Origin of the sequence: Maribrevibacterium harenarium (genome assembly GCF_006385675.1) — a bacterium.
GTDB lineage: Bacteria > Pseudomonadota > Gammaproteobacteria > Pseudomonadales > Marinomonadaceae > Marinomonas > Marinomonas harenarium.
The window spans coordinates 1-24,997 of the sequence record NZ_VFRR01000014.1; the positions used below are offsets into that span (position 1 = coordinate 1).

The 24,997-nt window shown below is 48.1% G+C and carries 21 protein-coding genes; 11 read left to right on the forward strand and 10 right to left on the reverse strand.

The window, feature by feature from the left end:
* Positions 1-100: 100 nt before the first annotated feature.
* On the reverse strand, positions 101-694 hold the full coding sequence (locus FJM67_RS08575) for a Tn3 family transposase (RefSeq protein WP_000107352.1): 594 nt from the start codon (positions 692-694) through the stop codon (positions 101-103).
* Between the two features lie 283 nt (positions 695-977).
* On the opposite strand from FJM67_RS08575, the gene umuC reads away from it, so the two are divergent.
* Entirely contained in the window at positions 978-2,150 is a 1,173-nt protein-coding gene (umuC, locus tag FJM67_RS08580) for a translesion error-prone DNA polymerase V subunit UmuC (RefSeq protein ID WP_001142610.1), read from the forward strand.
* Between the two features lie 10 nt (positions 2,151-2,160).
* Here the strand turns inward: umuC and mobI are convergent, their stop codons facing one another.
* Positions 2,161-2,604: a conjugative transfer protein MobI(A/C) gene (gene mobI / locus FJM67_RS08585; protein ID WP_000348524.1), complete on the reverse strand. Its 444-nt coding sequence runs from the start codon at positions 2,602-2,604 to the stop codon at positions 2,161-2,163.
* A 464-nt stretch (positions 2,605-3,068) separates the two neighbouring features.
* Here mobI and FJM67_RS08590 point away from each other — a divergent pair, with 464 nt between their 5' ends.
* Genes FJM67_RS08590 through FJM67_RS08600 form a run of 3 tightly spaced genes read left to right on the forward strand, consistent with a single transcriptional unit; the run spans position 3,069 to position 5,558 of the window.
* The gene (locus FJM67_RS08590; protein ID WP_000497807.1) at positions 3,069-4,043 is read left to right on the forward strand and encodes a ParM/StbA family protein; all 975 of its coding nucleotides are present in this window, start codon (positions 3,069-3,071) and stop codon (positions 4,041-4,043) included.
* A 2-nt stretch (positions 4,044-4,045) separates the two neighbouring features.
* On the forward strand, positions 4,046-4,315 hold the full coding sequence (locus tag FJM67_RS08595) for a hypothetical protein (RefSeq protein WP_001995600.1): 270 nt from the start codon (positions 4,046-4,048) through the stop codon (positions 4,313-4,315).
* Position 4,316: 1 nt separating this feature from the next.
* Positions 4,317-5,558, forward strand: coding sequence for a tyrosine-type recombinase/integrase (locus FJM67_RS08600; RefSeq protein WP_086597894.1), 1,242 nt, complete (start codon positions 4,317-4,319; stop codon positions 5,556-5,558).
* Between the two features lie 16 nt (positions 5,559-5,574).
* On the opposite strand, the gene FJM67_RS08605 is transcribed toward FJM67_RS08600, so the two are convergent.
* The 4 genes from FJM67_RS08605 to FJM67_RS08625 form a co-directional block, all read right to left on the reverse strand.
* On the reverse strand, positions 5,575-5,769 hold the full coding sequence (locus FJM67_RS08605) for a helix-turn-helix transcriptional regulator (protein ID WP_000127614.1): 195 nt from the start codon (positions 5,767-5,769) through the stop codon (positions 5,575-5,577).
* A 216-nt stretch (positions 5,770-5,985) separates the two neighbouring features.
* The gene (locus FJM67_RS08610; RefSeq protein ID WP_086597895.1) at positions 5,986-7,200 is read right to left on the reverse strand and encodes a type II toxin-antitoxin system HipA family toxin; all 1,215 of its coding nucleotides are present in this window, start codon (positions 7,198-7,200) and stop codon (positions 5,986-5,988) included.
* Entirely contained in the window at positions 7,193-7,513 is a 321-nt protein-coding gene (locus FJM67_RS08615; RefSeq protein WP_086597896.1) for a helix-turn-helix domain-containing protein, read from the reverse strand. Before FJM67_RS08615 ends, FJM67_RS08610 begins: the two co-directional genes overlap by 8 nt.
* Positions 7,514-8,481: 968 nt before the next feature.
* A complete protein-coding gene (locus FJM67_RS08625) occupies positions 8,482-9,237 on the reverse strand; it encodes a hypothetical protein (protein ID WP_140588459.1) in 756 nt (251 codons plus the stop codon).
* A 248-nt stretch (positions 9,238-9,485) separates the two neighbouring features.
* On the opposite strand from FJM67_RS08625, the gene FJM67_RS08630 reads away from it, so the two are divergent.
* The gene (locus FJM67_RS08630; protein WP_140588461.1) at positions 9,486-11,390 is read left to right on the forward strand and encodes an alkaline phosphatase D family protein; all 1,905 of its coding nucleotides are present in this window, start codon (positions 9,486-9,488) and stop codon (positions 11,388-11,390) included.
* Here FJM67_RS08630 and FJM67_RS08635 read toward each other — a convergent pair.
* Both FJM67_RS08635 and FJM67_RS08640 read right to left on the reverse strand, forming a co-directional pair.
* Positions 11,387-12,265, reverse strand: a complete 879-nt coding sequence (locus tag FJM67_RS08635) for a DMT family transporter (protein ID WP_140588463.1) — start codon at positions 12,263-12,265, stop codon at positions 11,387-11,389. The two genes, FJM67_RS08630 and FJM67_RS08635, sit on opposite strands and share 4 nt — an antisense overlap.
* Before the next feature lie 66 nt (positions 12,266-12,331).
* Entirely contained in the window at positions 12,332-13,534 is a 1,203-nt protein-coding gene (locus FJM67_RS08640) for an FAD-dependent monooxygenase (RefSeq protein WP_181161458.1), read from the reverse strand.
* A gap of 354 nt (positions 13,535-13,888) precedes the next feature.
* Here FJM67_RS08640 and FJM67_RS08645 point away from each other — a divergent pair, with 354 nt between their 5' ends.
* From FJM67_RS08645 to FJM67_RS08670, 6 genes are read left to right on the forward strand one after another with little or no spacing between them, the layout of a single operon-like run.
* Complete coding sequence (locus FJM67_RS08645) at positions 13,889-15,343, forward strand: circularly permuted type 2 ATP-grasp protein (protein ID WP_140588465.1); 1,455 nt, start codon at positions 13,889-13,891, stop codon at positions 15,341-15,343.
* 2 nt (positions 15,344-15,345) lie between these two features.
* Complete coding sequence (locus FJM67_RS08650) at positions 15,346-16,287, forward strand: alpha-E domain-containing protein (RefSeq protein WP_140588467.1); 942 nt, start codon at positions 15,346-15,348, stop codon at positions 16,285-16,287.
* Positions 16,287-19,592 carry a transglutaminase family protein gene (locus tag FJM67_RS08655; protein WP_140588469.1) on the forward strand — a complete coding sequence of 1,102 codons (3,306 nt, stop codon included), beginning with the start codon at positions 16,287-16,289 and terminating at the stop codon, positions 19,590-19,592. The genes FJM67_RS08650 and FJM67_RS08655 overlap by 1 nt, the downstream gene beginning before the upstream one ends.
* Before the next feature lie 24 nt (positions 19,593-19,616).
* Positions 19,617-22,184 carry a circularly permuted type 2 ATP-grasp protein gene (locus FJM67_RS08660; protein ID WP_140588470.1) on the forward strand — a complete coding sequence of 856 codons (2,568 nt, stop codon included), beginning with the start codon at positions 19,617-19,619 and terminating at the stop codon, positions 22,182-22,184.
* A complete protein-coding gene (locus FJM67_RS08665; RefSeq protein WP_140588472.1) occupies positions 22,181-23,062 on the forward strand; it encodes a transglutaminase family protein in 882 nt (293 codons plus the stop codon). Before FJM67_RS08660 ends, FJM67_RS08665 begins: the two co-directional genes overlap by 4 nt.
* 55 nt (positions 23,063-23,117) lie before the next feature.
* Positions 23,118-24,416, forward strand: a complete 1,299-nt coding sequence (locus tag FJM67_RS08670; protein ID WP_140588474.1) for a DEAD/DEAH box helicase — start codon at positions 23,118-23,120, stop codon at positions 24,414-24,416.
* Position 24,417: 1 nt separating this feature from the next.
* On the opposite strand, the gene FJM67_RS17955 is transcribed toward FJM67_RS08670, so the two are convergent.
* Together FJM67_RS17955 and FJM67_RS08680 are read right to left on the reverse strand one after the other, a co-directional pair.
* The gene (locus FJM67_RS17955) at positions 24,418-24,714 is read right to left on the reverse strand and encodes a type II toxin-antitoxin system RelE/ParE family toxin (RefSeq protein WP_140588476.1); all 297 of its coding nucleotides are present in this window, start codon (positions 24,712-24,714) and stop codon (positions 24,418-24,420) included.
* Positions 24,707-24,958 (reverse strand): type II toxin-antitoxin system ParD family antitoxin, encoded by a 252-nt coding sequence (locus tag FJM67_RS08680; RefSeq protein WP_140588478.1) that lies wholly within the window; start codon positions 24,956-24,958, stop codon positions 24,707-24,709. The genes FJM67_RS17955 and FJM67_RS08680 overlap by 8 nt, the downstream gene beginning before the upstream one ends.
* Between the last annotated feature and the right edge of the window lie 39 nt (positions 24,959-24,997).

Here is a 24,997-nt window from a genome sequence, read left to right on the forward strand (position 1 = left end):
CGTATTAAATGTACGATATTTACCTAATTTGCCACACTTATAAGTAGTAACCCACCTCCGCAGCCATTTATTGGTGTGGTCTACAGAGGATTAAGTCTTTTTAGAGGGGAAAATCCCTAGAACCCCATTGTGATACTTGGTAATCATTCCCCCCACGAAATTTATTGCCATTAACTGAAGTAATAGCACGTTTTAACTGATGGTATGCTTCACCTCTGTTCAAGGCTTGCTGGACGTAATGACGCAACGTTGAATTATCAACATACTCCAAAACATAAATAGATTTAATTAAACGGTCGTACTCATGCAATGCTGACAATCTTCGGCTCTTGCCGTTACTCAACTTTCTAATGATTGTGCTTTGAGTGGTGGTTTTACGACTCAATGAACAAACAATATGCTGAATATTGTCCCATTCTTCAGCAATTAGCTTATGATTAATATCTTTCTTTAATTGAATACGGCCTCCGTTCTCTTCAGTCACTTCAAATAGCTCAAAAAACACCTTTTTCATTTTCGCGTATCGAGGGGCGAATGTGTAACCAAAGAAATCTAATATAGCGAAGTTAACATTATTGGTACCATGCGTATCGGTCGATAAGGTATTAGGCTGTATATCTGAAGAGTTGTTATAGAGTAAGTCAAAAGCAAAGTGACCTTCATATTCGTTAGCGCCAATGACTTGCGTACTCACCGGAACATGACGTGGTCAACCAAAATTGACCAACCCAGTTAAGCTACTTTTTTCAATTTCTTCATGTCCGCCTCATATTGATTTGAAATTTCCATACTTTATCTAATTCATGTTTTTCTAAATTAGCTAAAATGCAACTCAGAAATGTCCAGAAGTGAGTTGTGTGGTGTCGAGTGGAGATTGTACGATTAAGCCCCTAAGTAATTAGTCCGTCAGTCTCCCTCGGTAATCAAATTAGTACATCTTAGCGATCAAATTGGTAAAAAATTAGACATGTAGATGAATGCCCACCTTAAAAAATAGACAGCGGGTTGGGCTGGGTGATTTTTCTGGTGTTAGACGCCAGCAACCCATGCGGCAGAATGGTTGCTCACTTACTCGTCTATTTTTAGCGGGAATTCTTAGCCAACTGTACGCGCTGTATGCAGATTTAAGCAGTCGAGTGATGCGCACTTTGGAGGAGATGGCACCACGAGTAGAGGTTTACTCTATTGACGAAGCGTTTTTGGATTTAACCGGTATTGAGTCTGCCATATCTCTTGTCGAGTTCGGACAACAAGTGCGAGAGCGCATAGGCCACTGGATTGGGATCACCGTCTGTGTAGGCATTGCACCGACTAAAACACTCGCCAAACTGGCTAACCATGCCGCCAAAAAATATCCAGCTACTCAGGGGGTTGTAGACCTGACCAATCCAGATCGGCAACGTCGATTGCTCGCATTAGTCCCGGTTGATGATGTTTGGGGCGTTGGTAGACGGCTTTCTAAGCGTTTAAATGCGTTGGGTATCACCACAGCCTTAGATCTCGCCAATGCCTCTCCTAGAGCCATCAGAGACCAGTTTTCAGAGGTTTTAGAAAGAACCGTCAGAGAGCTCAATGGTGAGTCGTGCATTGAACTTGAAGAGATCCCGCCAACTAAGAAGCAAATCGTCTGTAGCCGTTCATTTGGCGTAAAAGTGACGCACTTTGAATTTTTAAGTGAAGCCGTATGCGAATACGCAACCCGCGCCACTGAGAAACTTCGCAAAGAACAGCAGCAAGCCAAAGTGCTGACCGTGTTCATACGTACCAGCCCCTTTAAGGACAACGAGCCGCAGTACAGCAACTCTGCATCGGGTGAATTGCTAATCCCCAGTTGCGACACGCGGGATTTTATCGAGCTGGCCAATCACTTACTCAAGCGGATATGGAAGGATGGTTTTCGTTATGCCAAAGCGGGCGTCATGCTGTCTGACTTTTACGATCCTGGCATGTTTCAACCAGGACTATTCGATGACGTATCGACCCGCTCTAATAGCCAGCAGCTAATGTCTGTATTGGACACCATTAACCAAAGCGGTGCCGGAAAGGTTTTCTTTGCTGGACAAGGACTCAAGAAAGATTGGTCGATGAAGCGAGAGCATTTGTCTCCCGCTTATACAACACGCTGGGACCAGTTACCGCGAGTGAAGTAGCGCAGTTGACTCAATACGCATTCACTCTGCGACGCAGCATGTTGAGCTTATCAACCTGGCGTCGAATATCACTGAAGAATTCCTCTTTCTCCATGGCCAGCGCTAGCTCCCATTCTTTGGCCAAACCTTGGCAGTCTAAAAATGCGTATCTCAGCTTCGTCTTTGAGATACGCAGCCCCTTGCTAAAGACCACGCGTTTGCCTCGTTGACCGTGAAAACTGTTGATATACCACTCTATGCCAAAGCCATACTTAAAGTCTCTGATACGGACACCAAGCAGACCCCAGTCTTTAAAGGGCTCATTCTCTCGAACCTTGTAATGGGTAACCCAAAAGTCATCAACTTCAGCTCGTGCCAGCGCTTTTAGCCTGTCCGTTTCTTGCTGAAGTAAATCTGATACATCTGCTTTCCATTGTTCATTGACGATTTCTACCAAACCAATTTCCCCATCCAATTAACCCCTAAAGCCAAAACCACTATCCGTTTGGCTTTTGGATCGAAACGCCAAACGTAAAACTGCCGTCACAATCACTGTTTGGCGTCTCGATATAAATCGACTCGCTCAATCCCATACCCGACAAGGGATACAGGCTGATTTCACTTAAAAACACCTAAAAAGACGTATCGCCATGAAGATACAAACCGTTTGGCAAGTTCAGGCCAGAATGCAAACGACGTTTGGCGTCTCAATTTTTTTGGCTAGGTCACCAGCCGCCAAACAGAGCCTATTCTCATACTTTTGCAAAAATGCAATAGGCAGATAGATGAAAGGATTTGTCACCTTTCTGCCCACCGCCAGTGCACCGAATCCTGATAATGACATTTGAGTAAACCGCCAGAGCACTTGGAAATGCCCAAGCGTGAACAGCGCGGTTGATTGAAAACCGTTAGAGCACTTTGAGTGCACAGGAGATAAGTATGTTTGTACTAGGCGTAGATATCGGTTACTCAAACCTGAAGCTGGCAATTGGCCAATCAGGTAGTGAACCGAAAACCATTATTCTACCTGCGGGTGCCGGTCCAGCGGATCGTATGCCGGAGCGTATCGGTGGAGGCGATGATGAAACTTGTTTGTATGTCTCTGTCGATAATGAGCGCTGGGCCGCTGGTGTTCCTGCTGGACGCCTTCAAGGCTGGGAACGAGAGCTTCACCCGGAATATCCCACCACAAAAACCTATAAGGCACTTTTTCATGCCGCCTTGTTAATGGCTGAAACAGAATCCATCGATTTGGTTGTCACTGGATTACCGGTTTCCCAGTTTCATGAACCACAACGTAAGTCTGACCTTGTGCAGCGTTTAAAAGGTGTCCATCAAGTGACGCCTAAGCGCAGCATCACCGTTCATGACGTCAAAGTACTACCACAGCCTGCCGGTGCCTATATGGATCTGGTTCAAACGGGTGGTGATCTGGGCTTGATTGAAGAAGGTCGTGTCGTCGTCATTGATCCCGGCTTCTTTTCTGTTGATTGGGTTGCCCTTGAGGCCGGAGAAATTCGCTACAGCTCATCAGGAACCAGTCTTCAGGCAATGTCCGTGCTACTGGAAACCATCGATAAGCTGATTTCGGAAGATCATGGTGCCAAAGTCGGAATGGATCGACTTGAAAAAGCCATGAGAACCGGCGACTTACAGGTCCTGCTATTTGGAGAAAAAGTCGATATTTCACCTTATCTGAATGCTGCCATGAAAAAGGTAGCGCCTGTTGCTCTTACAGCCATGCGTCAATCCATGCGTGACGAAAGCATTAATGCGGACTTGGTATTGATCGCCGGAGGTGGAGCCTTGGCTTATAAGGAAGCGGCCAAGGAGATTTTTTCACGAAGCAAGATCATCGTGCCTGAGCAGTCTGTTTTGGCGAACGTCCGAGGCTTCTGGTTTTATGGGGCATGATCATGAGAGTTGTCGTCAACATTCCCCCAGGGAGCCACCCAGAACTACTCAAAGAATTGGAAAAGACGCCACCACGGGAACGCGCTGAGCGTCTGCGGATGCTGGCAACCTTTGGGTTAATTCAAATGAGCCAACCCAATCTATCCACGACATCTGTACCGGTGGATGGCCTTGCACCAGATGGTGAAGTTACTTCTATGAGTACAGCGCCAGAACCCAAAGCAGAAACACGTAAACAATCATTAAAATCAAAACTAGGGCTGGGCTTATAACATGGCGTTATCAGTTAGCTGGCTCGATGCCAGGTTAAATAAAGAAGCAAAAGAAACCGTAGTAAAAGCCGACCGAGATGGGCTAAGTGCTCGGGTATCGCCCAAGGGCAAAATTGTTTTTCAGTTTCGTTATCGTTTCGATGGCAAGCAACAGCGGGTAGACATAGGTACTTACCCACTTATGAAGCTTGCTGAAGCCAGGAATGAGCTGGATAGGTTAAGGGCAGTACTTGATCAGGGCAGAAATCCCAAGCTCTACCTTCAGCAGGAACGGGCCAGGTATTCTGCCAACCAAAGCTTCGAATCGATTTTTCGAGACTGGATAGACTCTGCCGGTAAGCAAGGGCTAAAGGAGAAAACGTGGCACTTCCAAAAACGCAGCAGTGAAATATATTTGCTGCCCCGACTTGGCAAGTACCCATTAACTGACATCAATGAATTGTCCTTGCGAAACTGTCTTCGTGAGGTTTCGGAGTCGTCCCCTTCAAACACAGAACGCCTAGTGTCTGTACTGCATAAGTTTTATGACTGGCTGATTGATGAACAAATTTTGGAAATTAACGCTGCCGCTGGGATCACAGCAAAAAAGGTTGGCGGTAAGAAAGGCAAACGAACTCGGGTGCTAAATGACAACGAGATCAGGATACTTTGGCGCTATTTGCATGAGTCAAAAATCACTGAGAAGAATCGCATCTACATAAAATTGCTTCTGTTATTGGGAGGCCGTAAGGGAGAACTCATTCAAGCTGAAAAGCATCACTTTGACTTGCAATCTGCAATATGGACAGTGCCCATAGAGATCCGCAAACAAGGTGAGAAAATTGGAGCGCCGATCATGCGGCCATTGATTAAGCCAGCTATTGAGCTGATTGAACTGGCGATGCAGATGAGCAAATCAACCTACTTGTTTCCCGCGAACGGACAAGAAGAGCTTGCCACAAATGGCTTTGATACCACTATTCCTAATAATGTGAAAATCTGGGCTCGCAGATCGCTTGGTGTTGAGATGGAACATTGGTCTATGCATGATCTTCGCAGAACGATGCGAACGCGAATGTCAGCCATCACCACGCAAGAAGTTGCCGAGTTGATGATTGGCCACAGCAAAAAAGGGTTGGATGCTATCTACAACCAATATCAGTACCTGGATGAAATGGGTCATGCTTACGACGTTTGGTATCAACAGCTAGAAACCATCATCGAGCCGACAGGCTTTTCATTCAACTGGCGTTTCGGACAATAAAATAAAAGAAAGAGGCTCAATCCTCTTTCTTCTCATACTCTTCTAGGTCTTCAATGTGCCACAGCTTGTTTCGTGTATTTCGGTTGATACGAGGTTGCGGCAAGCTGCCATCTTTTATTCTTCGCCAGAGCGTCGTATAGCTAATGTGGTAACGAGCCATCACTTCGTAAGATGTTAGAAAAGGGGTTACCTGGTGCGCTACTGCTGTCATCTGCATTCTCCTGAAAATCAATGTAAAGCTATCATCGCCTGATTCATCACTTGTTGATGGTCAGCAAGATGCATGATTTGTTCAGAAGATCAGCCTTATCATGACACCGGTATCATTGTGCAGTTTACCAAATTTCCAGTTTACGGCGAAAAGCGCCGTAAAATCGCATTAAGTTAAACCATCTTTATCGATATGCACGCTCTAGCTACTAGGAATTCAGCGTAGCGGTATACTTCGTAAGTGCATTTCGATGGCTTCAATCACTGACTTAGTGAGGGGTAAATGCGCTTTTTCTTTCGCCCATACCTCATGGAAGCCTGCTACAGTTTGCTTTGCAGTATCTAACACCAATTTTTCTGGCAACATGGCTTTAGCCGCTAAGTGTGATAGCTCATCCAGCGTGAAATCGCTGAATTTCTTGCTACGGCTCACCTTAAGCGATGCACTATCATCTGGGATATAGGGAATGGTTGAAACGAAGTCATAAGCAGGTGCAATAGACGCTGTGCGCTTATCTTTGTAGATCACAGACCAATTCTTCAAATGCATATCAGCATTGCCAATTAGAGTATTGAACACCAATCGGCGAGTAAATTCTGCAATGTCTTCGTCTTCGCCTTCAATACCGATAACCTGAGCAATATTCCGCATACTGGCTTTTTTGTATTTATCTTGAGGATAAACGCCAAACACTTGCGCAAAGTCCTCAATGTGCACAGCTTGACCATCTGCACGGTCAAAACGCTTAATCACAAACGCACTGTCACCAAATTTGCCAATGCCATTTGGGATATTAGCAATTCGATTAATAGGGAGTAGCTGCGTTTCTGGCACGTCCATTCCCAACATTCGAGCCAGTTCCATCATCGAATATTCATTTTCTGGCACAGCTTCAAATCGAGACGACGGCAATTTTACAATCCAAGAACCACCTTGACCGGTTGCTGGGATCGTCAAACCGCCATTTGCCTGCTGCACAGCTGAAAACTTCAATTGAACTCCCGCTAATGAAAAACGCATTGGCCCATCTGTTTTCGTTTCATCTTCTATGTCTTGATGCACATTAGGTGGTAAGGCTTCACCATCCGCAGGCTCAACCGTGATCGCGCCTGCCAAATCCTGTCCCAGCACCCACAATAGAAAAAACTCCCGCGCTGGATTAACACCGGCACGCTCTGCCAGGTAATTTCGCATGGTTTCTTCTGGCAAAAGGTTAGAGAAAAACGGGGTTAACTTGGTTTGGGTCGGTTTGAAGCTAGTCAGCAAGCCACCTAGCGAATCTTTAAAGCCAAGCCCTAACACAGGCCGTGATTCGTCATTAATGTACGAATCCATAAAGGCAAAAAGTGTTCTGTCATTGCCCACGTTGGTGATCGTTGCAATGGGTTCACCGTAAAGCAAAACGTTGAGCGTAGAGACATGGTTAGTCATCGTCGTCTTCCTCTAACTGATATGCGGGCGACATTGGCTCACCCTCGTCGCTGATGCCGTTAATACCTTGTCCACTTCGAATGATCGACTTGATGGCAGGTACAGATTTTTTAGGCGCAACCAATAGCTCTAGGTCTAGTACACGGGCAAGAGCAATCAAACTGGATACTCTTAAATCAACACCGCCAGACTCGATTCTGGATATATGGCTTTGCGGCACACCCGAACGCGCGCTCAGCTCTCTTTGACTAAAACCTTTACGTACCCGAGCTTCTCGAAGGCTTTCTAGTATCTGCTCTGTTACATAGCTCATTTCGATACACCTTAATACATCACTTAAGAATAATTATATACAAAAACATATCACGGTAACTCAAATAACACAAATTCGATTAGCCATTACATATCAAAAGCCATGAACTGATACATAATTACATATAAGTAGAAGGAGATTTTTGTCATCGACAAAAGAGCGATACTCTCGCTGATAATCGCGAACTGACACATCAAACTCCCTAAGTACTTTTGTCGCTCAGACCTTATACAGCAGGGGCTACAGAAGAACTCGCGTCAAATCTCCAGAAGATAAGTGCAACAAAGAGGAAGTTTGTACACAGTTACAGGAAATTTTGTACACACAGGCCGATAATAAAGTGCAAAACGAGGGTATGAACTGTAGTTAAATTTGAGGGTAAGTCCGATATCTCAGTTAGAAATAGTCGTATTGGTTCGCTTCAAGCATCTTCAAAAACAAACGCCAAAGCAAGAATCACACCAACAATAAACCCCTTAATTAAATTTTGTATTTTGGTGCAGAAGAAAACATTTATCAAAAAATGGGGACTCTTTTTAGAGGTAGTACTTTTCACGTAAAACCCAGTAACCACAAGGCCTACAGCCAAGTTTGTGTCATGGAATTATCGCCAAAGGCCTTTAAAACGGAATTTGTACTCAAGTTTGTACACACTTTCCGAGGTTACGCTTGAACATCATTGAAAAGCAAAGAAACGAGAAAAAGACAAAAAGCCTTTAAATTCAGTACGTAGAGATGTGATTGTGGTGTGCAATGAAAGGTGGTTTTAAGCGTTGAAAGGCTGGGCGGCATCAGGGTGCGAAATTATTGCGAAAGTGCGGCGTTGGTTAACCTGACTGATAAATTCTTGATTCGACATGATATGGGCGTTTTGGGTCTGCAGCTGGTAAGGAAAAGTCTAAGGGGCGCTATTGTCCCTGATCTTGGCGGTGGAAACAACGGCAAAAAAGTCGCCTTAGGCAGCGCCGTTATTTTTCGGTACTGACTAATATAGCCGTGGTACTGGGGGGTGTTTCTGGTTGCAAGAGTAACTGTTGTAATTCGCCGATGTTGCCAACCCCATCCGTTTCCAGCTGCTGCTGTACTTGCAAACGCTGGCAGGGGCCGAGAAGCTCATAGCGGTAGGCCATGGAAGTAGCGCGACGTTTATCCGTTTCCAAAGTTTTAAGAGCCGTATAGAAGACTAAGTCGGAACGTTCCGTACCTGCGGCTCGACAGGGAGCTTGTTGAGCTCTGGCAATGTTGTTTTCCTGCCAGTCCGCTCCCCACAAGGAAATCAGGGTATCATGGTGCCGCGTAACCACACTGCGAGCCAAATCTGATGCTTGAATATATTTAATAAGCTGCTCACGAACTCTAGAAATATCACGAAAATCTTCAGAGGCAGGCTTGAACCCGAGCATATCGTCCAGATCCCTTCCGTAGTACTGTACTAGGCCAATGTCCCAACTAACACTCGCTTGATGCAAAATAGCTTTGCGCATACCCGCGAGTAAGGCATGTCGATCAGCCAATGGAATGGTATCTAAACGCAACAAATAGGGAACGCCATAGCGGTTAAAGAAACGCTGAATATGGTGATCAACCACCATCAAGTAGTGGGTTTTGGAGGGATAAATATCGTAAGGCTTAGTAAAACCATAAACCTGAGCCGCATTCTGCTGAGCCCAAGAAACCGGAACAAAGCACAAAAGTACGATAAAAAGCGTTTTTCTCACTAGCATGGATAGAAACACAACCTACTTCGAATCATCACCGGGACAACATAGCATCAATGACGCTCAGGCATATCAGATACAAGCTGAAGATTACTACAAGTTCGCCCCACTGCAACTTAACCCTATCAAAAGTATGTTAATACTCAAACTATTTACTCATTCTGTGAACAGTATTTAAGCAAAACCAACAAACTTCCCGATGCTTTTTCGCTACCATGGGAGTCATTCATTGCCAACGATGAGAGCCCTAACCCATGAGCCACTCCCTCAATCATGCACAACTACCACTCCTGCTGGCCGGACCTATGTTAAGACGTGCCACGCCAGAACAGTGCCTAATTTGGGTGGCAACATCTAGGGCAGTTGAGATAACCGGGGAGCTCACACAAGCTAGCCAAAATGTACCAACCAAGTTCACTAGTCAGAGTGTACGCATTAGCGACGCCTTACATATCCATTTAGTTGAGATTGCGATAAAGGCGGAAATTGACCCACAGATCCCTCTTAGCTACCAGCTTTTTGCCCTTGATCAAGACGGATCAGCAACTAACTTAGTGACGCCAGTAAATGGCAACACCCCCTTCACTTTTCGTCCTTGTTGCCAAATTCGCAAAATTCTGCATGGATCTTGTCGAAAACCACACCATCAACAAACACAACAGCCCCATGCCGATGGTTTGGCTCGAGCAGCCCAGTATTTACGCTCTCACACACCGGAACAATGGCCTGACGTATTGATACTTTCAGGTGATCAAATCTATGCGGATGACGTGGCAGGACCCATGCTAAGGGCAATTCATCAGGTGATAGCACTGCTCGGGCTGCCCGACGAGGAGCTAGATAGCCTAAACAATCATTTAACGGGACTGCATACCACAGCCACCTATCTGTACCGTCGAGAAGAACTACTGCCCTCCAGTGAGGGAAAATCCAGTGATGAAGAAGTTAAGCGGCAGTTTTTTGGTGGCGTGAAGAAACCCATTTTCTCTTCCGACAACGCCCACAATCATTTGATCAGTTTCGCCGAAGTCATGGCCATGTATTTATTGTGCTGGTCTCCCACCCTATGGCAATGGGTGGATTTATCTGCACCAGAAGATTTATCAGAGGAATATATCGAGCGCTATAGCAAAGAACGAATCGCCATTGAAGATTTCAAACGGGGGCTAGGAGATGTTGCTAACGTGCTCGCCCAACTACCAACCGCTATGATGTTTGACGACCACGACATTACCGATGACTGGAATCTTACCGCCGAATGGGAACTGATGGCCTACGGGCACCCCTTATCGAAACGCATTATCGGCAATGCGCTGATGGGATATTTTCTCTGCCAAGGCTGGGGGAATAACCCTGAAGCATTCGACTCGACTTTTCACCAGCACCTTCAGCTAGCCATTGGGAATCTCGGCAAAGAGCAGCATGATGACTTTATTGATCAGTTGCTAAAATTTGACCAATGGCATTACCAGTGGCAAACCACACCTAAGCTAGTGGTATTGGATACGCGAACCCATCGCTGGCGCTCAGAAAGCAACTTCGGCAAACCAAGTGGTCTAATGGACTGGGAAGCCCTAACCGATTTACAACAAACCATTCTTGGTGAGCAGGCCGTGATTTTGGTGTCTCCCGCGCCGGTGTTTGGTGTCAAACTGATTGAAGCCATTCAACGGCTCTTCACCTGGATTGGCAAACCACTGTTAGTAGATGCAGAAAACTGGATGGCACACCCTGGGGCCGCTCACGCCCTCTTAAACATGTTTAAACACCCCAAAACCCCGCAAAATTTCCTGATACTTTCCGGTGACGTACATTATTCGTTTGTTTATGACATCGCGATTCGGAGCAAATTGAGCAGCCCAGATATTTGGCAGGTGACTAGCAGCGGCATTCGTAATGAATTTCCAGCGCCACTGCTAACTTGGTTTGATCGCCTTAATCGTTGGCTCTACGCTCCTTGGTCTCCTCTCAACGTTTTCACCAAACGTCGAGATATGCGAGTCACACCCCGTAAACCGGAGTTCGCCGACAATGGCGAACGTTTGCTCAACCAAGCGGGGATTGGTCTAATTGAATTGGATGAGCACGGCAAGCCAACACGCATAGCTCAACTTTGCACCAGCGGCACAACCATCCATTTTGACCGTGAGCCGGATTAAGAGGCAGTGAAGACCGCACGAATTTGCGTCCATTTGCTGATCAACATAGCGATAAAAATCAAACTACATCCTACTATTTGTGTCAGCGCCATGGTTTCCATAAACCAAAAGCTGGCGAACACTGCCGTCCACATAGGTTCTAGGTTCATAATTACCGCTGCATGACTCGCAGGGGTCAAACTCATACCGTAGGTTTGCAACAGAAAACGCAGACTTGTGGCAATGAGTGTACTTGCAAGGAACCAGCCAAACACCGGCAAGCTAACCACTTCAGGCCATGTTTCCAAAAATAGAGACAAAATAAACGCCAGTGTACCGGCGCTTATAAGCTGGATAGAAGTCAGTACCAGCACATGCATACGGGTGGAAGAACGGGATAGTAAGTTAAACTGTAACGCAAAGGTCACCGCTGCAACTAAAAAATAAAGATGAGATAACTCAAACGCTAAGCCGTCGTTTAACGCCAGTAAACCAAGCCCTATTACCGCCACCGGCAGCGATAGCCATACAGGCAACCCAGGACGGTCGCCAAACAGTAGCTTGGCCATAATCGGCACCAAAATCACCCCCAAGCTGGTAATAAAAGCACCAACACCTAACTGGGTGGAATGGTCTAGTCCCACGATCCATAACATCATAGCCACCCCCATTACCAAGCCTACTAAAATCGCATTCTTGATGTCGGAGAAACGCAGGCCAACAAAGTACTTACGCCCAGCCAATAACAGGATAAAACCAGCAACAAGGAAACGCACACCCATGAATAATAGAGGAGGCAGGCCAGCTAGGGTTTCTTTAGAAAAAATCCAACCGAATGCTGCCAAAATAGTGACGAGGATAAGTACCAATTCAGCACGAAAGTGAGAACGCAGCATGGGAAAACCTCGATGAGGAAAGCGTCAGCGCCTCACATGACGCTGAAACCTGAAGTAAAAACAAATTTAAAGAGTCACACTAGTGACATCGTAGCCATAGATAGGATCAAGCTTCACATTGGCAATAGCAGGAATAAGTTTGGTCGCAAGGCCAATACCTTTAAGTTTCAGCTTGCCGGAGAGACCGCCATACATATGATACAAGCCGGCATTTTCTCGGGAAATACGCTGAATCTCAGTCGCTCTGGGTTTACGCAGCTCTTCGTAGCGCGGTAGCGCCGCTTCCACCGGATCACGCACTAAAAGATTTGCCAGCACGTATGCGTCTTCAATCGCCATCGCCGCACCTTGTGCCATAAAAGGTAACATTGGGTGACAGGCATCTCCGAGCAATACGGCCCGACCATCATGCCATTTTGGTAACGTGGGACGACCATTCAAAGCCCAAACAAAGGTCGACTCGCAAGCTGACAAAATCCCAGTAACTTCAGGATGCCAACCGGAAAATAATCGGCGTAACTGCTGCAAATCCCCTTGATGGCTCCAGGATTCTTCTAACCACTCTGCCCGCTCTTCCACGGCCACAAAGTTAATTAGGTCACCACCTCGCAGGTAGTAGCTGACAAAATGGCGCTTTGGTCCAACCCAAACACACGCATCATGGGCGATGGAGACATCTTTAATCGCGTCCTTATGCACCACTCCTCGCCAAGCAATCTGCCCAGTAAAAATAGGCGCTTGAACTCCTAACATGGTTTCACGGATGGTGGAGCGCAACCCATCGGCGCCGATAATCACATCCGCTTTTTCGCTGCCATGGTCAAGTAATAAAGTGGCTTTATTGCCTTCGTTGCGATAACCCCGCACAACCTGACCGAGCTCGATATCTACCCCATGCTGTACACAGGCTTCTACTAACAGCGCATGTAAATCCGCCCGATGAATATGCAGGTAAGGAGCCCCATACCGCTGCTGCGCCACCTCTCCAAGTGGCGTACGCAGGTAGTATTCTCCACTTTCATAGTCACGTATGGTGGCATTTTGTGGCGCAAAGGCGGTCGCCTTAATGGCCTTCTCCAGATCAAGGTGACGCATCACCTTCATAGCATTAGCACTTAACTGTAGCCCAGCACCGACTTCACCTAGTACCGGCGCTTGTTCTAGCACCCGCACTTGTTTGCCTTTTTTCGCTAGCGCTAATGCTACTGTGAGGCCGCCGATACCGGCACCTGCAACCAGAATGGTGTCTGCAAATTCTGCGTGTTTCAACGGCTTCCCTATTCGCACAATTGGTCAAAAAATTGCTGGTTATAGTAGCAAACTTGTTATCAGAAACGCAGGCCACAAACACGATAAATAACAAGGACATTGACATTTGTTGTGCGCTTGTAAAGAGACACTATTGCTGGCTTAGTTTTTGCTGTTATACCTATCGTGGCAGTCGCAAATAGGACATTAGCCCCTAATTGGGTAAGCACTGACACAAATATGCAAAAAATTTGATCCAAAACGGGATCTAGCACTTGCCTCTAACACCAAACTGGGGCATTGATACACACAATGGATCACGGCAACGCACTACATTGACTCAGCCGATCCCATTGTCAGAGAGGACATACGCCTATGGATACACTCACAAAAAACTATAACAGCGGTGAATTTTACGACGAACTGATGGATCACCAAGGCTCGCCCCGCACTCCTGCAGAACAACTCATTAAATATCTCGACACCCTTCCCCCCGACGAACTAGAAAAACGCAGACTGTTAGCCGAAGCCACTATTCAAGAAATGGGTATCAGCTTCACTGTGTACACGGACGAAGGCAATATCGACCGAGCTTGGCCCTTTGACATAGTGCCCCGTATCATAGATGCGGAAGATTGGAAGGTTGCCGAAGCTGGGCTTAAACAGCGACTTAAAGCCCTCAACCACTTCATCGACGATCTCTACCACGATCAAAACTGCATTAAAGACGGCATCATCCCTGAGCACATCATCAAAGATTCGAAAAACTTCCGCCCAGAATGTGTTGGTGTGAGTCCCGCTTTCGGTGTTTGGGCCCATATTTGTGGTACCGATTTGGTGCGCGATGACAAGGGTACGTTTTACGTACTGGAGGATAACCTACGGGTTCCTTCAGGCGTATCTTATATGTTGGAAAACCGCGCTATTACGAAACGAGTATTACCTGAACTGTTTGAAAACGACGATATCCAACCGGTAGGCGCTTATACAGCCCATCTTTTTGATACCTTGGCGGCACTTTCGCCGCGTAAAGTGGAGCGCCCTGAAATCGTGGTGCTCACACCAGGGATTTATAACTCGGCTTACTTCGAGCACTCGTTCCTGGCACAACAAATGGGGGTTGAGCTGGTCGAAGGCTCGGATCTTTTCGTCGATAGCGACGATTGCGTCTACATGAAAACCATTTACGGGCCAGAGCGGGTCGATGTGATCTATCGTCGCATCGATGACCTGTTCCTAGATCCCGAAGTATTCCAGAAAGACTCTGTGCTCGGTGTTCCTGGTCTGATGCGCGCTTGGAAAGCCGGCAATGTAGCCCTTGCCAATGCCCCCGGGGCTGGGGTGGCTGACGATAAAGTGGTGTACGCGTACGTGCCCGCCCTGATTCATTACTACTTGAATGAAGAACCCATTCTCGCCAATGTGGAAACCTACTTGTGTGAAAACCCGGAAGATCGAGAGTTTGTACTCGCTAACTTAGACAAACTGGTAGTGAAACCTGCCAATGAGTCCGGCGGCTATGGCATGTTAGTTGGGCCCCATTCGACCAAGAAAGATCAGCAACTATTCGCGGAATTGATTCAGAAGAATCCGCGCAACTACATCGCTCAGCCAACGCTGAAACTGTCTACCGCCCCAACGCTCGTTGGTAAAGGCGTACTAGAACCGCGTCATCTGGACCTACGCCCATTTATTCTGCAAAGCAAAGACACCTACGTCACCATGGGGGGGCTCACTCGCGTCGCCTTGAAAAAAGGCTCTTTGGTTGTTAATTCGTCCCAAGGGGGCGGTAGTAAAGACACTTGGATTGTCGCCACAAAAGGACATTAATCATGCTTTCACGTGTTGCAGAACGTTTATTTTGGAGCGCTCGCTACCTAGAGCGGGTGGAAAATACCGCCCGTTTAGTTAGCGTGTATGACGAATTGTTATTTGACCTTCCCAGAGACATTAATATCTCTTGGTATAACTTGATCGAAATTAACAGTGGTGTGGAGCTGTTTGAGCAGCGTTATCGGGTCAAGGATGAGCGCAATGTGGTGAAGTTCCTTCTTGCCGATGATACCAATCCTAGCTCCATGCTCTCTTCCCTAAACATGGTGCGGGAAAACATTCGTACTACTCGGGATGTGGTACCCGGTGAAATGTGGGAGCTGATCAACGAGCTAGATCTATTCGCCAAACAGAACATCAAACAAGGCATCAACCGCTCTGAACGTCACGCTTACCTAAATACCATTATCGAAGGTTGCCAAAAACTGATTGGCTTACTCGCTGGCACCATGCCGCGGGATGCAGGCTGGCGCTTTTTGACTATGGGACGCTACCTAGAGCGGGTAGACATGAATACCCGTATCTTAGACGCAGCTATCTCGCTGATGTTGCAATCCCAAGAGGAAGAGAGCGTCCGTTTAGGGCAGGTCATTTGGTCGAAAGTATTAAAATCCCAGAGTGCCTACTTGAGCTATCGTCGCACCGTACGTGCTGCCGTAAATGGTGCCCATGCGGTGACTTTCTTGATCAATGATCCTTATTTTCCTCGCTCCCAGCGTTACTGCCTCAGCCAAATCAAGGAAGCGGCAGAAGCCCTACCCCGTGCCGGAGTGATTGCTAAGCAAGTGGAAAAGCTACTAGAAGACACGCCAGTAATCGAACACTCGGAAGACTTAAACAAAGCATTCAGCGACTACCTAAATGACGTGCAGTTAAGTCTGATGGAGCTTAACCATCAAATCACGGAAAACTGGTTCTACTTTCAGCAGGGAGACGCCTAATGACAATTCGCGTAGCCATCAAACACTCGACTACCTACGAGTTTGATCGTTTTATTAATGTGTCGCCCCATATCCTGCGGTTGCGTCCAGCCCCCCACTCTCGCACTCACATTCATGGTTATTCCCTGAAAGTGACGCCGGAGAAACACTTTATCAACTGGCAGCAGGATCCTTTTGGCAATTACCAAGCGCGCTTGGTGTTTCCAGAAAAAATGAACAAGTTGTCGTTTGAAGTGGAAGTCATCGCTGACATGACGGTGATTAATCCCTTCGACTTCTTTATCGAGAAATACGCGGAGACTTTTCCATTTGACTACGATGCCAGCCTCAAAGAGGAGCTGGCACCGTACTTGAAGAAATGTGAACTTTATCCAGAATTGGCCCACTGGCTCAAAACCGTGGAGCGCAAAGAAACCGCTATTGTCGATTTTATTGTCTCCCTCAATAGCCGTTTGGCTCAAGAAATCGATTACGGCATTCGCTTGGAGCCCGGCGTACAAACACCCCAAGAAACCCTGACTCTGAAGAAAGGTTCTTGTCGTGATACGTCTTGGTTGTTGGTGCAAATTCTACGTCATCTTGGTCTAGCAGCCCGTTTCGCCTCGGGTTATTTGGTACAGCTTACCGCCGATGTGAAAGCGCTAGATGGCCCTTCTGGTCCAGAAGAGGACTTCACCGATTTGCATGCTTGGTGTGAAGTGTATCTTCCTGGTGCCGGCTGGGTTGGTCTCGATCCAACCAGCGGTCTATTCGCCGGTGAAGGACATATTCCACTGGCTTGCACCGCAGAACCCGCCTCCGCGGCACCCATTACCGGCTTTACCGACGAGTGTGAATGCGAGTTTAGCTACACCAATAAGGTGATTCGTATCCACGAAGATCCGCGCGTCACTAAACCTTACTCCGATGAGGAATGGCTCAATATTAAAGCCCTCGGAGAAGCGGTTGATGAAGAACTCGTTGCTGGTGATGTACGCCTCACCATGGGGGGAGAACCGACGTTCGTCTCCATCGACGATATGGACTCCGCCCAATGGAATACGGAAGCCCTAGGGGCCCATAAGCTAAGTCTGGCAAAAGATTTGCTCCTGCGCATGAAGGAAAAGTACGGTGCCAATGGACTACTGCATTATGGACAAGGCAAGTGGTACCCCGGTGAAGAAGTTCCACGCTGGGCATTGGGGTGTTTCTGGCGCTTAGATGGTGAAGCTTTGTGGCATAACCCAGAACTACTTGCTCGGGTCGATAAAGACTATGGCGTGAGTGAAAAAGACGCTTTGCGCTTCGGACAAACATTCGCCAAACAAGTTGGTGTGGATGAAAAATATGTGCAGGCGACCTTTGAAGATAGCCTTTACTACCTTTGGCTAGAACGCTCGTTGCCAGAGGACGTCAACCCGAAAAAAGCCAAACTTAGTGACGACCTCGAACGCCGTCGTTTAGCCAAAGTGTTATCCCGTGGTCTAAACACCCCAAGTGGCTATGTACTGCCATTGGAAAACCAATGGGGTAGCTGGCACTCTAGCCTTTGGCAAACCCGTGCCGATGTGATTACCCTGATTCCGGGTGATAGCCCCATGGGGTTGCGCTTGCCGCTCAATTCCTTACCGCCAGTCAGCGAGGAAGAATTTACTCCTGAACGCGATCCCTTTGACCCAAGAGACCCATTACCTAAGCAGGGAAAGAAACAAACAGCGTCAAGTACGGAAAAAATCATTAAGAATACCGTTCGCACCGCAGTTTGCTTCGAAGCCCGTGACGGTCGTATGCACGCCTTTTTACCACCCCTTAGTTACCTTGAGCACTATGTGGCACTGATCAACGCCATCGAGAAAACCGCAGCAGAGCTGAAGATACCGGTGGTGATCGAAGGGTATGAGCCCCCCAAAGACTACCGCTTACAAAAATTCCTCATTACGCCTGATCCCGGTGTGATCGAGGTAAACATCCACCCTGCGAAAAGCTGGGATGAATTGGTCTACAACACCGAAACCCTCTATGAACAAGCCTATCTATCACGCCTCGGCACCGAGAAATTTATGCTCGATGGGCGTCATACCGGCACCGGTGGCGGTAACCATGTGACCCTAGGGGGTCTGACCCCTGCCGACAGCCCAATTTTACGCAAGCCGGATTTGTTACGTAGCTTGGTGACGTTTTGGCAGCACCACCCTGGGCTTTCTTACTTGTTCTCTGGCATGTTTGTCGGCCCGACCAGTCAAGCGCCGCGAGTAGACGAAGGTCGTGATGAAGCGCTCTATGAATTAGAAATCGCCTTCCAAAATATGCCCGATGGCTTTGTCGATCAGCCGTGGCTGGTGGATCGCCTTATGCGCAACCTGCTAGTGGATGTTACTGGCAACACCCACCGCTCGGAGTTTTGTATCGACAAACTCTATGCCGCTGGTAGTGCCAGTGGCCGCCAAGGGTTATTGGAGTTTCGTGGCTTCGAGATGCCCCCTCACGCCCGCATGTCATTAGTACAAATGCTACTGCTAAGATGTTTGGTGGCCCGTTTCTGGAAAGAACCTTACAAGCATAAGTTGATCCGCTGGGGCACCCGTCTACACGATCAATTCATGTTGCCATACTACGTTTGGGAAGATATCAAAGAAGTGGTCGCCGACCTAAACCAACACGGCTTCCCATTCAAACTCGAATGGTTAGCGCCATTTGAGGAGTTCCGCTTCCCCCATTACGGGCGCCACCGCATCGATAAAATGGAGCTTGAATTGCGTTGGGCGATCGAGCCTTGGCACGTATTGGGTGAAGAAATCACCCAATCTGGTACCGCTCGTTTTGTAGACTCCTCGGTGGAACGTTTACAGGTGCGTTTAACTGGCTTTATCGAAGGTCGTTACACTTTATCTTGTAATGGTCGCCGAGTGCCGCTGCGCACTACTGGCACTCAAGGTGAGTTTATCGGCTCAGTGCGCTACCGGGCCTGGGCACCACCGTCGGCATTGCACCCTACATTGGGGGTCGATGCACCTTTGGTCTTTGATATTTATGATACTTGGAATGGGGTATCCATTGGTGGTTGTACCTACCATGTGAGCCACCCAGGTGGTCGTAATTATGAAACACTACCGGTCAATAGTAACGAAGCTGAGGCCCGCCGCATCAACCGCTTCTGGGATTATGGTTTCACTCAGGATGTGTTAATGCCGCCACCAGAGTTCAACGCTCTGCGCCGCTTCTATCCGAATGAGACCGTACCGCGTCCAATGTCGCCGCCAGTGGAACAAATAAGCGAGGAATATCCCCATACACTGGACCTAAGAAAGCAGTATACTAGGCTCTAATTTTCGTTCAGACGATAAAAGACTATGCCTAAAACTGCATCCCCTGCACCGACACCGGCCATCGAGCCGGTGTCTTTTGATCATTGTATTGCCCCGAGCAAAGCCTATGACGAGGCCTTTGACGCTTCCCATGGTCTGCGCCCCCACTGGCAATCCTTACTAGATAAACTGACCAAACTTGGCGTGCAAGGGATGCGCGATCGCCAGGCTCACGCCCAACGTATTCTGCGTGATGACGGTGCCACCTACAATTTGAAAAGTGACCCCTTATCACCCAACGTTTGGGCGCTGGATATCATTCCTAATGTCATCCCAGAAGCGGAATGGTATGTGCTAGAAGCTGGCCTTAAACAACGAGCTAATCTGCTCGACCTATTGTTCAAGGATTTATACGGCCCACAAAATCTGATCAAAGATGGCGTGATACCCGCTCAGATCGTTTACTCCCACCCAGGCTTTCTACGTCCATGTCACGGCATGGAACTCCCCGGCGTGAAAAACTTGGTGCTACATGCGGCGGATGTCGTCAAAGATCAAAACGGCAACTACTTGGTAGTTGGCGACCGCACCCAGACCCCAGCAGGAGCAGGCTACGCTTTAGAAAACCGCACCGTTGTCTCGCGGGTGATGCCTGATCTATTCCGGGATAGCAACGTACGCCGCATTATTGGCTTCTTTCATACACTGCGCCGCTCCCTGTCGGAAATGATGAGTCATAACACCGACAACCCTCGGATTGTGGTACTTACCCCGGGCGCATACAGCAGTAACTATTTCGAGCATGCTTATTTAGCGAACTTTTTAGGCTTTCCCCTAGTGCAAGGGGGCGACTTAACCGTACGCAATGGCAAGGTCTGGATGAAATCGTTACACGGGTTGAGCCAAGTAGATGTGATACTGCGTCGAGTTGACGATAGTTTCTGCGACCAAGCGGAGCTGCGTGCTGATTCTATGCTAGGGGTGCCTGGGTTATTAGAAGTCGCCCGAGCGGGTAATGTCTTGATTGCGAACCCACTTGGGGCTGGTATTTTGGAAGCACCAGCACTGATGTCTTTCTTACCCCAGATATGTGAGTACTTACTTCAAGAACCATTACGAATTCCATCTGTCGGTAGTTGGTGGTGCGGCGATCAAGACAATCTCGCCTATGTGGCGAACAACCTGCATGAGCTTATTATTAAACCCATCGCCCGTAGTGCTTTGCAAAAAAGCGTTTACGGCCACACCCTCAATGAACAAGAGCGTACGGCGCTGCTTGCAACCATACAGGAAAATCCAGGAAATTATGTAGCGCAAGCCTACACTCCGGGGCCACACCTGCCGACTTGGCAAAAAGGCAAACTAACTTGCCGCCCAAGTTTACTGCGCACTTTCACAGTAGCCGACGGGAATGACTACAGCGTTATGCCAGGGGGGTTATCCCGTATCGCGACGTCGGAGCAGGAACATATTGTCTCGATTTTGTCCGGTTCTAGTAGTAAAGACACATGGGTCAAAACGAGCCAAGCTGAGCCTTATCGTCCATTGTTGGAAGAGCAACACGAGGACGAAGCTCAGCAAACCAACTTGCCGAGCCGGGTAATCGAAAACCTATTTTGGTTTGGACGCTACGCAGAGCGTGCCGAAACCTGCTTACGCCTGATGCGTACTCTCTTTAAACAGCTCAACGGCTTCGACCCGTTACCCATTGAAAGTAAGCGCATATTACTGCATGCGGTTTCCCACCAAACCGGGGTATTGCCAGGATTTACCAGTGATGAAGCCGAGCTATTGGACGCCCCCGAAGAAACGCTAGCCGCTCTGGTTACCGATGGGGATTTGATTGGCTCAATCAAATCCAACTTACATGCCATGCTGGCTTGTGGTGAACAAGTCAAAGAAATGTTGTCGGCGGATACGCGGGTTATTCTCAACGAATTACGCGACCACATTCACGAGGTGGATCGGGCCTATGTGAACGGTCTGCCGGCTATTCCTGAAGAATCCTTGGACAGCTTAGTCACTTCCTTATTGGCGCTCTCGGGATTGAATAACGAAAGTATGTTGCGGGGCCTAGACTGGGTATTCCAGGAAATTGGGCGCCGTACCGAGCGGGCACTGCAAACCACTACCTTGCTCCAGTCCACTCTGACGCAAGCTTTACCTAGCATGCCTCAGCAGCAAGTGCTGGAATCCGTCTTGCTGAGCGTGGAAGCACTTATCTCTTTCCGCCGTCGTTACCGTACTCGGACAAGGGTGGCGTTTGGTTTGGATCTGCTGATGATTGATCGTACCAACCCACGCTCGCTAATCTACCAAGTGGAGCAACTACGCAAATACTTGGACGCCCTACCTAAGCCCGAGCGGCAGCAGCTAGGTTTAGCGCTGGAGCAACGCTTGATCATCAAATCACTCAATGATTTACAGCTTGCCGATCTAGAAGAACTCGCACAGGCGGATGAAACCACCGGTGAGCGAAAACAGTTGACCGAATTGCTGACGAGCATTACTGAGCAACTAGAGCAATTCACCACCATCATTAGCGATAGATACTTTGATCATACTGCGGGACCACAACAGCTGATCAAGTCAAAATGGAAGGTGCAAGTATGAAGTACCGCGTCCGGCACATCACCAAATACCAATACAATGCGCCCGTTACCTTGTGCTACAACATGGCCCATGTAATGCCCCGAGATACTCATAATCAAAAGTGTCTATCGAGCGCAGTACATATTTCCCCGACGCCTATTTACCAACGGGAAGGGGTCGATTATTTCGGCAATGCCACCTATTACTTTTCCATTCAAGAACCCCACAAAACCTTAGCCATTGACGTGGTGAGCTACTTTGATATCACCCCGAATCAGCACGCTCTTCAAGTAGCCACTCACACTCTAACCTGTGGTCAGCTAAGGGCACTACTCGCGCAGCCGAATACACCAGCTCTGCGACTGGCAGTAGAGTACACTTTAGACTCTACCCATATCCGTCGTTCCAAAGCCTTACGTGAGTACGTGGCCGAGCTATTTAACGATGATGCTCCGGTACTACAAACGGCCCTGCGTTTTACCCAGCAAATCTTCCGTGATTTTAAATTCGACCCAACTGCCACTAGTGTCAGTACACCGCCTGAGCAGGTATTAAAAGAAAAACGCGGTGTCTGCCAAGACTTCGCTCACTTGGCGATCGCTTGCTTGCGCTCTGTTGGCTTACCGGCACGTTACATTAGTGGCTATATTGAAACACTGCCGCCACCGGGACAAGAGAAACTCGTTGGTGCCGATGCTTCTCATGCGTGGTTTGCCCTGTATTTACCAGACCTTGGGTGGGTGGAGTTTGACCCGACCAACAACCAAATGCCCAGCGAGCAGCACATAGTGACTGCCTGGGGGCGAGATTATGCAGACGTAACACCCTTGCAAGGGGTGATATTTGATGGGGGTGACGGACAACAATTACATGTTTCTGTCGATGTACAACGGTTATAATGCCTTCATTCACACCCTAGGCAACAGTCTAGGGTGAACCTGCAAAGAGTTTCCCATGCGTTTTTCTGATTTCCCCCTAAGCGATACCATCCAAAGCAACTTAAACGAATTGGGTTACCAAAACCCAACACCGATTCAACGCCAAGCGATTCCCGAGATTTTGGCGGGGCGCGATGTCTTAGGGGCGGCACAAACCGGCACCGGTAAAACTGCGGCTTACTGCTTACCTTTAATACAGCACTTACAGGGCAAAGCCCGCCCAGCTGCCGCAAAAGTGCGTACGCTGGTGTTGGTGCCCACACGGGAACTAGCCACCCAAGTGGTGGATCAGGTACGGGCCTATAGCAAAGACCTGGGACTACGCAGCCAGATCATAGTGGGTGGCGTTCCGGCTCACCCGCAAATTAGTGCCCTAAAACGGGGTACCGATATCCTAGTAGCGACTCCTGGGCGCTTAGTGGACTTAGCCAAACAGGGGGCGGTGCAATTTGACGAGTTAGAGTACTTGGTACTAGACGAAGCAGATCGGATGCTGGACTTAGGTTTTACCGATACCTTAAACAGCCTTTTGCCCCTATTACCCGATAAACGTCAGACCTTATTGTTTTCTGCCACCTTTTCCGATGTGGTGTTAACCCTAGCGACGATCTGGCAAAGCAATCCCACCAAAATACAGGTGAGTAAGCAAAATAGCGTCGCCACTACCGTACGTCATCAGCTTTATCCTGTGGACAAAGCACGTAAACCTGAACTACTTATCGACCTGCTCACCCGACAACATTGGCAACAGGCCCTTATCTTTGTCAAAACCAAACGGGGGGTAGACGAGCTAACCGAACTATTACAGGCGGAAGGATTTCGGGTGGACTCGTTACATGGGGACAAACCCCAAGCGGCACGCCTACAGGTGTTCCAAGCCTTCAAGGCTGGCACGTTACCCTATCTGGTGGCTACCGATGTGGCGGCACGGGGTCTGGATATCGAAGGCTTGCCAGTGGTGATTAACGTCGATCTACCCCATGTGGCAGAAGATTACATCCACCGTATTGGCCGTACCGGACGGGCGGGACAAGAGGGCCGAGCAGTGTCTCTTGTGAGTGCTGATGAAATCGACAACTTGCGTGCTATAGAAGCGTTGCTCAAACAACGCATCACCCGCCGTGAGATTCCAGGGTTTGAGCCAGACCATCGTGTGCCAGACTCCCACCCTCGCAATCAACGGGGAGCAGACGCGGGAACGAAAAAGCCTAGCAAAGGTGGCAACAAACAGAAAAAACCAAAACCACCCAAACCAGATATCAGCCAAGGGCCGGGGCTACGCTCCAACCCATTTGCCAACGCGAAAAAGCGTTAACTTATGCTAATGGTTGGGATGCTACATCCATACTTTGATGTAGCACTCTCACGATTTCTAAACTCTGATGAGCGACTTGATACAGTAGAATATGCCGCCCACAGGGGTATAAACGACAGTTCGTAAAGATCTCATCGACAGATCTTCCCATGGTTGGGTTGTCAGCAAGCTTGGATACTTGAGTAGAAATATTCGTTACGTAAAGATCGGCTTGGGGTTGCCCCCAAGTTTTTGCTGTATAACGCCAAATTTCAACCAAGTCTTTCCGTGCTAAGGGCCGAATTTTTATCTCAAGCATTACCTTCAAACGTATCCTTCGCTTCCTGCAAAATACTATCTAAATCGAAAGGTTCAGCATCACCACTCTGTAATCCGGCTGATGCTGCCGCACGCAGAGCATCCAGCTTGGCTTGGTAAACCTGTTCCTGCTGCATTTTCATACGTAACGCTTCCCTGATCACTTCACTTGCATTGTTATACAAACCAGCATCCAATTGCTGTTTGATATAATTCTCAAAAACTGGGCTTAAATTAACATTCATGGCAGATACCTCTACCATGAATGCTAGTTTTTACTGTCC